We start from the raw sequence: 12,425 nt of genomic DNA on the forward strand, positions 1-12,425 counted from the left end.
ATCAGGCTGTATGTATACCTAATTCTCATCCTGTGATGCACCTTGCATCACTTGCTCAATAGCCAGTTGCCGGGTGAAGCTGTCACGATGAATGGGGCGTGGTGATATCAGTGCCGGTTGCCAGTTTAGCGCTCCCTCGATGGGGCGATACTTGGGCAGCTGCCACGGCACAATACTCAGCACCCGGGGCTGCTCTTTATTGCCACGGATGGTCGCTTCCAGCTTGAGCGGCTCCCCTGCCTTTGCTTCCTCCACTTGCTGGGCCTGCGCAGGAAATGTCATCACACTCAACCACAGCAAAGCCGCCGGTCCTGAATACTTCATGCAGTGTCTCCTGTGCTGGTCAGTTGCCGCTTCAAGTCAGCAATCCAGGCGTTAATCTGACGCCCCGGCCGGGAGCTGTCAAAGTCATCCTCGCTAAGCTGTTGCAACTGCTGATATTGCTGATAATCGTCCAGAGCAGCCTGCTTATCTCCCAGGTACAGATCATACAGGATCCCCCGGTTGCGGTACGCGGGCGCATACCCGGCCCAGGCATCCAGTGCACGATTGTAATGCATCAGTGCTTCGTCGAAACGGCCTTTCTCGCGCAGAATGGCGGCCAGCCGGTTATGGGCGTAATAAGTATACGGATTCGCTGATAGCGCCTGGCGGTAATGGTTCAGGGCTTTGTCGCTATCCCCGCTGGCCAGCGCATAATCGCCTTGCAGTACGTACATGGCGGCACTGCGCTGAGGCTGGGCCATAAGCGTGGCCAGTTGTCTGGCCGCGTCGGCCAGCTGTTCATCCTGAATAGCCTGCTGAATACTCACCAGCTGCGCTTTCAGCTCTGGCGGCAGGGGCGTTTTGGCCCGCTGGTATTTATTTGTAGACTGTTTCAACGTCTGCGCCTGGGACTGACTGTCAGCCGTTTGCGCGGGAGTGTCCGGGGTGGTGGCCGCTGGCCGCTTATCAGCGTTCTCCACCGGGAGATTACTGCACGCGGTCAGTGTCATTACCAGCCCCAACAGCGCGGCATTACAAATCGTTTTCATGCAACACCTCGGTTATTTCCTGCTTGCGATAGCGCACTGGCAATAAGGCAGCCAGTGACTCCATTGACGCCTGTACCCACTCGTCGTAAATGCCGCCGGGTATACGGTTAGCATTTAGCTCGTACACCGCAATGGCTTTCTCCTCAAACGGGAACGCCTGCTCTTCCAGCAGTATCTCATACTGGGTTGCTTCCAGTGCAGACAAGCCTTCAGGACGTTCTGAGTCCATTAAATCATTCGCCAGTGTCAGGTAAATTTCACCCAGCCGGTGATTGGCTTCCGTGGCGTACTGACGAACACCATATGCTATGACTTTATTAAACGCCGCCAGGGCTTTCTCCAGCGCCTGGCGCTTTTGTGCCAGCGACTCCCGTATCGGGGCCGTCAGCTTAATGCGTTCAAACACCGTTTCTGCATCGGTGGCAAATACCATCGCGCTCATCGCTGCCAGTGTGCGCGAACGGGGGGTCGCATCGTCGCCCGCTTCGTCGTGATGGGTGATCAGCTTGTTCAGCCAGTAGCGCCGCTTGCTGTCTTCACCGCTTTGCTTATAGAACTCACTCATGGTGTAACGGGCTTCTACCGCCCTGTCGAAGGGTCGGGGGACGTTGTGTGCATAGGTTCGATACGCCGCCAGCGCCTGCTCACGCTGCTCAGCTTCCATATAATAATCTGCCGCCTGCCACAATGCGTCGCGCCCCTGCGCCGTGTTGGGATCAGCCTGGTATCTTTCCATCAGGTGCGCCGCGGCCTGGCCCCACTGCTCTGTTTGTTCATACACAAACAACAGCTTGTCAGGCACGGTCTGTTGCAGTTCATGCTCAGGAAAACGCCGGGCGAAGTCGTTAAGGTAACGCTCCGCGGCCTGGTAGTCTTTTAAAGACAATAAATGACTGATCACATCATACTGCGCATTAATACGGGCGTCGCTGGCGGGCAACGCTTCAATGAGCGTGGTGAGGTGCTCGATCGCCTCGGGCAGTTTGTTTTGTGCTACCGCTGCATCGGCCTGACGATATAATATCGTGGCATAGGTTTGGGCCAGCTCCGGATAACGTGGATCGCTTTCTGGCAGGCTGGCAAGCAGCGTTTCTACCACCGGCTGCGCTTTGGTATACGCTTGCTGGCCATACAAACTGTAAGCTTTTACTACTCTTGCCGCAGTAAGTTCCTGCTGGGTCAGCTTTGCGTCTCCTTGACCTTCAAACGCCAGCAGCCACTCACTCCACTGCTGCGCCTGCGGGTACTGCTGACGATCGAAAAAATGCTGCATAAGGGTTTGGGCAACCCGGGGCGCGCGGGCATCCTGAGTAAAGGTATTCACAAACCGCTCGCGACTGGCATTCTGCGCGTCGGTCTGAGCAGGCTTAGTCGCCGTCAGTTGCTCATACGCCAGCAGCGCATTATAGGCTCCCTGCGCCGCCTGTTCGTGCTGTAAATTCTGATAAGCAAATTTCTCGTAAGCGGCAATGGCTTCCTCAAATTTGCCGGCGTCATACAGGCTCTCTGCCAGGTAAAACTGCATGTCCGGGGTTTTCGGATCGTCCGGGAACAACGTGATAAATTCCCGGTAATAGCGCGCGGCATTGGCGTAAGCTTTCGCCAGTTGCTTGTCATTCAGAGCGGCCACAAGGGCTGCCTGGCGCTCGGTCAGGTTGGGGTCGGCCGGATTCTCTGCCAGCGACTGGGCCAGGCTGTGTTCGGTCTGAGAAAGGGTCAGTAAATAATCATGCAGGTACGGGGCCGACTTCTCACGGTAAATTTCTGACCATTCATTCCACACCCCGTACGTTGCACCGAAGGTGTTCACAAACCGCGCCTTCGCCTGTAACGCCAGCGACGGGAAATCGCCAAGGATAAAGGCATCCACATGTTTAACAAAAAACGCCACGGACAGTGGGTGCGAGACATGCCGTAAGGCAAATTCCAGATACACGTCAGCGGCATCCTGATAGCGGTCGTTATTCAGATGCTGTTGGGCAAGCTCCTGGTAAATCAGGTACTGATGCGGCGCCACATCCCTTTCGGCGTAAAAGGCGGCAATGGCTTCACCATCGCCGCGATAGGAAAACAGCAGTGCCATAATGCGCAATGCATCAGATACCAGCTTTTGCTCGCCTTTTGGCAGCATGTCCACTTCCGGCGGCGTGCCGTTAAAAGCGAACACGGCCTCTGGCAGCGCCGAGAAGCTGGCATCGACCATGGTATCGAATGCCGAAAGCGCACCGTCATATTGTTCCAGCTTAAAGTGCGACCAGCCTTTCATGTACGCCGACATCACATAGAAGTTGCTGGAGGCGTCGGCTTGCATACTCAACCGGTATGCTCGGGCCGCGTCTTGATAACGGTCGTTGGCGTAGTGCGCTTCGCCCAGTCTGAACCAGGCCTCCGGGGCATGCAGCGAGTCTGGCTGTACTTCAAGCAGCTTCCTGAGCACCCGCACACTGTTGGCCGTCTGGCCCTGTAAATCGTAGGCGCGGGACAACTGATAGAGAATTTCTTCCTGGGTTTCTTCGTCCGGATAGGTGTCCAGCAACGCTTCGTAGGTATCAATGGCCCGCTGCCAGGCTTTGCTGTTTGTCTGACGCCGGGGATCCTGGGTGCCATCAGCCTGGTGTTTTTCGGCCAGCAACATTTCCACATCGCCAAGGCGTAACTGAATATGCTGTGCCAGTTCCGGATCTTTCAGCTTCTTCAAAATGACGCCATAACCATCCCGTAACTCGGTAAGCGGCGCAACCGGCGCTTCTGAAGGAGTCACCGTCACAGGTTTTATGTCCAGTGAGTTGAGTAATGGCGTATCAGTTTGCGTAGCCACTACCGGCGCCTGTTCACTGTTAGTGGTACAACCGGCCAGCAGGAGTGCCGCGCTAATGGCACTCAGTAATGTGCGGCGTGAAGTGCGCAATGGCATTATTGCCCCCCTCCCTGCTCGTCTGGTTGCCAGCGGTCACGCAGCTGCAATAATGCCAGACGGGTAGTCGTCTGCTGTTCCAGCAAGTAACTACGGCGTGTTTCCAGTGCCTGCCGGGTCCGGCTGATTAATGTGGAAATAACCGTGTCGGCCAATTGCGAGACCTCCTGTTGGCGGCTGGCGATCTGCACCGCGGCGGCATCTACACGGGCCTGCTGCTCATCGAACATGGCTGGGTTAGCTACCAGCTGCTCCAGTGCATGTAACCGTTGCGCCGCCTCTTTGCGCAGAGAATCCAGGCTATCCAGCTGCTTATTGTACTGCCACATCAGCGGTACAAATTCATCGTCTATCTGCCATTGCAGTATTCCCTTTAACCGCTGCAGGCGCGCCTGGTGCGCAGGCTTTGCTTTGTCATGTTGCTGTAGCAGCCGGAGCTGTTTACTGGCGGACTGCAATCGCGTCAGTTGAGGCTGTTGGCCTGGCCTGGCCAATTGCGCAATAGCGGCAAAATACTCGTCATCGGTGTCCGCCTGCTCAGCTTCCCGGGCTGCCTTTTGCAAGCGCTCACGTAACGCCCCGGCCTGCTCGGTAAGCGTACGAAGAGTGTCATCATGAGACGCGGTATCAATGGCACTTACCCGGCGGGCGTGTTCTACCCGCCGCTCATCAATCAGCATGGTAAACTGACGAATATCATCCTGCTTCTGGTCAAGCATATCGCGCATATCCGAGAGCGTGCGCAGGTGCTGCAATAATGCATAACTCGACTGTGCCTGTTCGGTAGTCACGATACGCTTAAGAATATCTCTGTGCACCTGTGGCCAGGTGACATAGGCAGACGGTAACGGCTCGCCGGGGTTGTCGTGAGACAGGGCATTGCCAATGACAAACCAGTATTTTGGCTGGGCTACCCGTTGTTTAAGCGTATCCAGTTCCTCAACCGCCTCGATCAGCGCGTCGTCAAGCGCTTCGAAATGCTGTAGCGCATCCTGATACCCCTTGTGTTTGGCGTAACCCAGCCCGAGCGCGTGACGGGCCTGCAGCGTGTAAAGGTTTTCAGGTTGTTCGGTAAGAAACTGCCAGACGCCCATGGCCATTGGCCAGTCGTCACCCTGTGCCAGTGCCCAGCCGTAGCCCAGCAATGCTTCATCACGGGCCAGCGTTTGCCCGCTGATTTGCCCGAACGCATCGGTGGCCTGGGCTAATTTACCTTCGGCAAGCAGTGTCTGTCCTCTGGCCAGCAGGATCTGATTTAACAGTGCCTGGTATTCTGCCGCGCTGACCTGCTCTGGCTGGTTGTCCTTGCTCAGCCCCAGCCAGCTCATCAGCCCCTGTGTTTTTTTCCGGCCCGGTGACAAGTGGGTACTTAGCCCCTGTTGTGCCTGCGCGAAAAAGGCTTCAGCTTCGCGTAGCTGATTGCGCTGAAAAGCCATGACACCGCGGTTGTAGAGTAAGTAATACGCTTCAATGTCGGTGTCGCTGAGCTGCTCACTGTACGATTCTGGTGCATCTTCCAGAACCTGTATGTTGGCAGCCATGTAATGCAGTTTGTCCCACTGTGCCTCGCTGAGATAGTGAGTCTCGCCCCGCTTATCGGATGCCGCCATCCCGGCTATTTTTTCGTAATGAGGACGGGCCTGTTGCGGCTGATTCTGAGAAAAATACAGCCGGCTTAACCAGTAGTGCGCCCGCACCCGGGTGGCCTCATCGCTGATATCTTGATCCAGCACTTGCTGCAACACCTGCCCAGCCTGAGTGGGCATGCCCCAGCCTAACGCTGCACTGCCTTGCAGCAGAGCGAGTTGACGGGCGTCGGCCGGGGTAAGGGGCTGCTCGGCCGCCACGGCAATCCGGGTGAGCGCATTGAATGGATCGGCATGGTAAAGCGCATATTTAGCGTTGCCCAGATGCATGCGCGAGAGCGCCTGCCCGGTGTCAGGCTTTTCGGCGGCCTGCACCGGCCCAGTCAGCAACGCGCCGAATACAATGCCGGCTACGGATTTCGCTACTTTCATACCTAGAGTACGGTGGCCGTAAAGGCCGGTTGCTGTTTAGACTTTTCGTCGCTGATAGTCAGTTCGAGGGCTACCGGTTTACCGGTCTTTTCGAAGGTGGTAGTCACGGCGCGTTTATACGCCCGCCCCTCTGGTCCATAGCCTACAAAGAAGGCGGTCAGTTCGTGTTCACCCTGGCTGACATTGCCGATAAACAACCGTTGTATGCCGCCACGGTGAAGCGCATCTACCTGCTTTTCGGTGTACAGATAGTGGGTGACCTCTTCGTCATCTATCTTAAGCTCAACGGCATCCAGTGAAAAATACTCACCCGTTTCCACCGACAGGTAGACCGCCACCTGAGTACTGGAGGGAAACAGCAAGTCCTGTTCGAGGATAAACAAATCACGGTTAAGACTGATCAGCGCCTGTTTAAGATCTTCAATATCTGCTTCCAGCGACGCGGCGTCAGCCTGGTCGCTCTGCGCCAGCGTGACGGGCGTCACGCATAGTCCAACTGCCAGTAACGCACTGGCTAACCACATTTTCATGTTTACCTCTCCCTAATACCACACCGACAGGTAGAGCCGAATCACGTTGGCGCTGAAACCAAAAAGCGCCTCCTCACCTACCGGTGCATCATCTGTGACATCACGAAAATTGTCATAGTCAAAATTCATGTAGTCGTATTCAATGTTTAGCGTGCTTTTATCAATGTACCGCTGTGATGAGAACTGCCAGGCATACGACACTTTGATGCCGGTAGACAGGCTTTGATAGGTACTTAATTCCTTGTCTCTGGCCATGAAGTTAAACTCATCAGGCCGGGAGAACAGATCCTGATAAAAGTCAGCCTGCTCTTGCTGGTAATACCGTACATGAAGATCCACAATCCAGTCATCCCCAAATGTATGGATATAACCAAATTTTCCATTTACCGCTTCAATCCCCCAGGTATCGCTATAATAGCGGGCATCCCCGTACAGGCTTGCGCGATGGGCCAGGTAATAATTGGCATTGGCCGAAAACGCATTGCTCACCCGGGTTCGGGGGTAGACCTCGGTGGTAAACGCAAACCCGCGGGCACTGTTCGGATCTAAATAACGCACCACCCGGTACGGATTATTCAGATACCCTTCATCCGAGACGTTTTCCGCATTCACCCCGACAATCAGGTTTTTAGTCACAATTTGCGTAATGCCTATGCCGAGCTTCTGGCGCCTGGCCTGCTCAGCAAACGAAGCATCGCCCCGCCGGCCAACGTCGTCGCTGCCCCGTGAATAACTCATGGAAAGCGTGGTGAGGTCGCCAAAGAAATCCTGGCTGGCGCCCATATAGAATGAATTGGCTTCATAGTCGTTTTCGCTGGAATTTGTATAACTCGCTGCCAGCGACGTTTTATTCTGCACGTAGTCCACTCCGATAGACGTTTCCTGACGCTCTTCCCTGTACGGACTGGCCGTCGCGCGAACATCAATCGACGCACCAGAGATGGTGTCTACGTAGTAATTGGCAGAAAAAGACCAATGGTTTCCGGCTTTTTTTCTTACCAGCACAGACGGACCGTCAATAGACACCCCGTCACCGGAATAGCTGTGGTACATCACATCGGCACGATCCTCCGGCAACACGGCACCAAGGCTGGCTGTGCTTATCCAACACCCGAGGAGACCAGCAATACAGCGGTTAATTACACCCACAACCGCCCCCCGCACCACCATCGGCGCCGCGGGCACCCTCCCGGGCTTCATGCACATGTTTGGTATAGGCCATGGCCACCGGATTACGATTCACGCTCATAATAGGGTCAGCCAGAAGGCTGCGCTCGTAGGGTTTCACCCAGGGCTCAATGTCGGTAAGGGTACTGGCGCAACCGCTGAGACAGGTCACTGCGCCAAGCGCTGATAACAACAGATAACTGCGCATGACTTATTCTCTCAGTAACCGGTGTAATACTTGCTCATAGCGCGCTTCATCACCACTTTTGTACCCTTTGTGGGTAAGCCGGGCGACGCCACCGCGGTCAATCATCACTGTGGTAGGCATGGCTGATACGTCATACAGTTCGCTGACGTCTCCCTGCGGGTCGTACAGCACCGGAAAGGATACGGCGATGTCCTGCAGCAACTTATCTGCTTTAACTGACTGATCGTCCACATTCACTGCATACACGGTTACGCCCATGTCGGCATAAGTCTGGTACAGGGCTTCAAATGCAGGCAGTTCTTCCCGGCATGGCCCGCACCAAGAGGCCCAGAAATTTACAATAACGATATTGCCCCGCTCTTCACTTAAACGCAGGTTACCGCCGTCCCGGCTTTTTAAGGTGAAATCCGGTGCGGGCAGCGGGCTATTAGCCACATCGGCGCGGGCGGCGGTGGCGGCAAGAGTGAGTAAGAGCAGGGTAAGCACACCCAGGACTGCAAAAGACAGTTGTGGTTTGGTATTCATGGCCGTTCCTCAGGTTAGAAAAACACGCTGGCAGCCAGCGTATACTGTAGATTGTGGGTATCTTTTTGCTCGCCGGTGAGCTCTGTGCTGAAAATACGGTCACGCACATCCAGCCGCAGCGCTATCCGGTCGGTAAGCAGCACTCGGTAGCCCGTGCCCAGGCTGAGCGTGAAGCGGTTATCACCGGCAAAATCGGTACTGCCACCGCCTATCTGCACGTAGAAGTCGGTGTTGAAGGTAGTGCCATCGGTAAAGAAGATCTCACCGTTGAGGTTGTAGCCAACAGCCAGGTCGTAATACTGGTAGTCCCGCTCATCCTCGGTTAACAGTGGCGCGCCGCCTGATAACACCTCAAAACTGGTTTCCCCGGCCTCAGCGACCCCGCCCTGCGCTTCCAGGTACAGGTTCTCGGTAATGTGATAGCTCAGGGTCAGGCCGTACACGGCACCTGAAGAAAAGTCCTCAATACTGACTTGCCCCACAAACGCGCCAAATTCAATATTGTTATGGTTAATGTCGCTGTCACTGACCACATCAGGTGACGCTAACGTGTCATTGGATTGCGCTAGCGCGGGGGCAGCACTAAGCGCCCCTAACAGTGCCCCGCATCCTAGAAAAATACTGAAAAGCCGAGTTGCCAATGGTTTAACTCCTCTAGATCATCGCGCTCAGTGAGCGCTGTCAGGCGCCTGTATTCAAGACGCATGGAAAATTGTTTTACCAGGTAAAGGCGTGCGCCAATACCTACCTCCAGTAAATCATTGGTGCGGCTTTCCGCCCCACTCTGTACCAGTGTGGCCGTCGGCGTAGTCTGGATCTGCCCTGCCCCCAGTGACCAGTAAGGCGACACGCGCCAGTCAGGAAATGGTGTATGCTGGAGCCTGACCAGCCACAGCCGGTTTTCTGAAAAATCGCCGAGCGCCTGAGAAACCCCTGCTTCTGCCGCGATATTTGCGGTCATCATCCAGGCCGCACTCACCGACAGGGCGTTGGTGTTTTCGAGTCGTCCGGCACTGACGGTGACTTCGAACCGGCGCTCCTGAAAGCTGTCAAAATCGGCCTCGGCGATAACAAATGTATTGTCCTGGCTGACGATAGTCCGGCTTAATTCTGATGCAGAGACCCATCCCTGAATACCGCGGGCGGTCTCGATTTTGTACCAGCCGGTATGCGCCGCCAGCACGCTAATTCGCTCGCCCTTTTCAATGGCATGAAATACCGGGTATTCCGAGGCAGGCCCGGTGTGCACATCCGCGTAGGGCTCTACCACGGTGACGCTGACCGGCGCAGCCAAGGCAGTAGCACTCAGCAGGATAAGCAAACAGGCAAGGATCAGTTTCACAACTTACTCCTGCACCGAGTCAAACGGGTTGTTGTAATACTGGCCACCCACATCCAGCCACTCTGCCAGCAGTTTGAGCTCCGCCGCAGACATCCAGCCAGCATGGGTACCCGACTCCAGCGCGTTAAATAAGGCCGCACTTTGAGAGGCGCTTCCGGCACGGGCCACGGCGGGGACAGGCACCGGTTCGGTAACCGGAATTGGATTGCCTTCTGCATCCAGAATAAGCTCGCCATCCTCATCCCGCTCGAACACAATATCGCCATTATCGTCGCGCACAGTTTCGCGAACATCACGGAGGACGCCTTCCACCACTTCCTGCGCGTTGTCGTTGAACAACAGTTCCCGGTAACCGGTAAGGTGTTCCGGGTTGTCGGTTGAGGGGGCGTCTGACAAATCCAGTTGCGCGGCAGGCACCTGTGCATCGCCGTTAGCATCAACCGGGGCATGGCACGCCACGCAGGTGTGCACCGCGAGCACATTGTCATCGTCGTCTAGCTGCTCCCGTGGCTGGGTAAAGAGTGGCTGAATATGGGTGGGATAATTAATTACGCTGCGACAGGTGGGTGTCCAGGTTTGGGCACAGCTTTGCGTGACCGGCAGCGCCGTGTTGAGTTCGGCGTAACTTATAGAAAAGTCGGCAGCAGGCGTGGTCACCGCCGGGTCGCTCCAGACATCGGTGAACTGCATATCCGCACTAGCGGGTTGCGCGCCCAGCACGCGCCGGCGGGTTTGTGCCATGGTGTCGCCCAGGTCGGTAAAGAGGGCGGGATTGGCACCCGGGAACGCACCGCCCGTGGTGGCTGCGCCGGCGTTTATTGACGGGTATTCCGCGTCCGGCCGACCATGCGGTACCGTGCTGTCAGAGGTGTGACATCCATGACAGGTCTTCACTTCGCCAGGCGCCACCTGCAGCCAGTTATCATGCCGTGGCAACACCCGTTTGCCTCGGGAGTCCGTGAGGCTGAAAGCCAGTGGGATATTAGCGGGTACATCCACCATCACCGAGCCGTCAGGCTCTAATTCGGCATAACCGATAATTTCCCGCATTCCCAGCCTGCGATTTGGCCCGAAAGCGTCGTTATCGAGTTCCAGTACATCTTCGTCAGGCTGAGAGACGCCTTTCTCAATGCGGATGAACCGCACGGGGCGCATATCCGGCGCAGTCAGTGCAGGATTAGCCAGGGTCGCCAGCCCCGCCGGGCTGGTATCTTCGCCGCCCATGTCATACACGCTTCGAATATGCAGCGTTCCGCGCTGGGCGTCTGCCAGCTGTGCATCGTACTCAGCAGGCCCGGCATAGCTGTCCGGAAACGGACGCGTTTCCATTGATACAAATTCGGTATACGCGACGCCTTCGACTGGCGGCACCACGACCTGCTGGGTGCCGCTGTCGGGCTGGTACATCCACAAACCATACAGCGCCGGTGCAGGTTCAACGTTCTCCTCAGCAAGACGTTCAGGGGTGCAGGGAAGCACCGGGCGTTCACTGCCGTCAGTGGGGGCTTCGCCGTATACCCGGCACTGACTCCAGGAAAAAAGCTGGCGACCGCTGCCATCCCATAACGGATAAACCGAGGCCACATAACCACCGGGCGAGATCGCCACGGCAGTATCGATACTCTCGAACAACGCTGGCGTCTGGGCGGGGCCCGATAAACTTTCAGCGTCGGCCACCGGCGTAAAGGTATCAACGTAGTCGGTGGTATTCAGCAGTGCGTAGTTCCCCCCCAGCGTTGCACGCTGATACGGCCGCGCCGAAACCAGGATCTGGCCGTCTGGCGTTATGCGGCTGCCCACAAAGTGTTGTTCGCCGTCGCCATCCATATGGCTATGCCGGCCGTAAACAATCGCCAGTCCGCTACCGTCCGGATTAACCCGGTACAGGTGCATGCCCCTGTCACCGCCAGCCTGATCCCATCGGGTAAACAATATGCTGCCGTCTGGCTGCACCTGGGGGTCCAGATCATGGCTTTGATTAAAGGATATTTGCTGAATGTCGGCGCCGTTAGCATCCATAATGTGTAACACTGACGCATGCGTTCGGCGACTCTCATCCAGCCCGGCATATTGGGGTTTGCCTTCATCCAGCAGGATGGCCTGGTTGGTACGCTGACGGGTTGAGCTGAATACAATGCGGCCATCCGGAAGGTAGGTAGGCGCGGTGTCCTGTCCGGCTTCAGCCACGATATCTGACGCAATGATCCGGCGTAAATCGTCATTAATGCGATCGTATTCCCAGATATTCCACGTGGGTTGCTCGCTTTCATCGGCGTTTTCCAGTGCTGGGGCGCGCATGGCGAAAATCAGGCGCGTGCCATCATAGGATACATCAATATCTTTTACGTCGTATTGGGGCCGGGTCTCGGCGGTAAGTTCGCTGCTGACCTCACCATCTACAAACGCCCGGTCGGTAATATTCACTGCCGGCGCGCTGGCGACGGCCCGTGACTTAATAAATAACGCGGCTCCGGGTATGAATTGCGCAGGCTCCCGCAAATCCAGGGTAACCGGCGCACTGTTTTCATCCACTGGGATACTGCGCTCGATAAACGCCACTGGGATATCTACCACCACCGGGTCTGGCTCATCACTGGCGGTAGTCACCACCGACTCTCCACAGCCGACAAGGCTCATCAATAAAACCACCAGGCAGCCCCAGCCCGAAAGAACTGTTAACCGGCGAT

11 protein-coding genes are annotated in these 12,425 nt (G+C 56.1%); all 11 read right to left on the reverse strand.

Annotated elements, in window-relative coordinates:
* Positions 1-18: 18 nt before the first annotated feature.
* The 11 genes from OCL06_RS15810 to OCL06_RS15860 are packed head-to-tail and all read right to left on the reverse strand — an operon-like array spanning position 19 to position 12,375.
* Positions 19-324, reverse strand: coding sequence for a hypothetical protein (locus tag OCL06_RS15810; protein WP_262996336.1), 306 nt, complete (start codon positions 322-324; stop codon positions 19-21).
* Complete coding sequence (locus tag OCL06_RS15815; RefSeq protein ID WP_262996338.1) at positions 321-1,034, reverse strand: tetratricopeptide repeat protein; 714 nt, start codon at positions 1,032-1,034, stop codon at positions 321-323. The genes OCL06_RS15810 and OCL06_RS15815 overlap by 4 nt, the downstream gene beginning before the upstream one ends.
* Positions 1,018-3,948: a tetratricopeptide repeat protein gene (locus OCL06_RS15820; RefSeq protein WP_262996340.1), complete on the reverse strand. Its 2,931-nt coding sequence runs from the start codon at positions 3,946-3,948 to the stop codon at positions 1,018-1,020. Before OCL06_RS15820 ends, OCL06_RS15815 begins: the two co-directional genes overlap by 17 nt.
* Positions 3,948-5,966, reverse strand: a complete 2,019-nt coding sequence (locus OCL06_RS15825) for a tetratricopeptide repeat protein (RefSeq protein ID WP_262996342.1) — start codon at positions 5,964-5,966, stop codon at positions 3,948-3,950. Before OCL06_RS15825 ends, OCL06_RS15820 begins: the two co-directional genes overlap by 1 nt.
* A gap of 2 nt (positions 5,967-5,968) precedes the next feature.
* On the reverse strand, positions 5,969-6,496 hold the full coding sequence (locus tag OCL06_RS15830) for a hypothetical protein (protein ID WP_262996344.1): 528 nt from the start codon (positions 6,494-6,496) through the stop codon (positions 5,969-5,971).
* A 12-nt stretch (positions 6,497-6,508) separates the two neighbouring features.
* Positions 6,509-7,645 carry a DUF3570 domain-containing protein gene (locus tag OCL06_RS15835; protein ID WP_262996346.1) on the reverse strand — a complete coding sequence of 379 codons (1,137 nt, stop codon included), beginning with the start codon at positions 7,643-7,645 and terminating at the stop codon, positions 6,509-6,511.
* The gene (locus OCL06_RS15840) at positions 7,632-7,871 is read right to left on the reverse strand and encodes a DUF4266 domain-containing protein (protein ID WP_262996348.1); all 240 of its coding nucleotides are present in this window, start codon (positions 7,869-7,871) and stop codon (positions 7,632-7,634) included. Before OCL06_RS15840 ends, OCL06_RS15835 begins: the two co-directional genes overlap by 14 nt.
* 3 nt (positions 7,872-7,874) lie before the next feature.
* Positions 7,875-8,396 carry a TlpA family protein disulfide reductase gene (locus OCL06_RS15845; RefSeq protein WP_262996350.1) on the reverse strand — a complete coding sequence of 174 codons (522 nt, stop codon included), beginning with the start codon at positions 8,394-8,396 and terminating at the stop codon, positions 7,875-7,877.
* A gap of 14 nt (positions 8,397-8,410) precedes the next feature.
* Positions 8,411-9,037 carry an outer membrane beta-barrel domain-containing protein gene (locus OCL06_RS15850; protein WP_262996352.1) on the reverse strand — a complete coding sequence of 209 codons (627 nt, stop codon included), beginning with the start codon at positions 9,035-9,037 and terminating at the stop codon, positions 8,411-8,413.
* Complete coding sequence (locus OCL06_RS15855; protein ID WP_262996354.1) at positions 9,007-9,738, reverse strand: SH3 domain-containing protein; 732 nt, start codon at positions 9,736-9,738, stop codon at positions 9,007-9,009. Before OCL06_RS15855 ends, OCL06_RS15850 begins: the two co-directional genes overlap by 31 nt.
* Before the next feature lie 3 nt (positions 9,739-9,741).
* Positions 9,742-12,375, reverse strand: a complete 2,634-nt coding sequence (locus OCL06_RS15860) for an HzsA-related protein (RefSeq protein WP_262996356.1) — start codon at positions 12,373-12,375, stop codon at positions 9,742-9,744.
* Positions 12,376-12,425 lie beyond the last annotated feature (50 nt).

It is taken from the genome of Alteromonas salexigens (assembly GCF_025628895.1).
Taxonomy (GTDB): domain Bacteria; phylum Pseudomonadota; class Gammaproteobacteria; order Enterobacterales; family Alteromonadaceae; genus Alteromonas; species Alteromonas salexigens.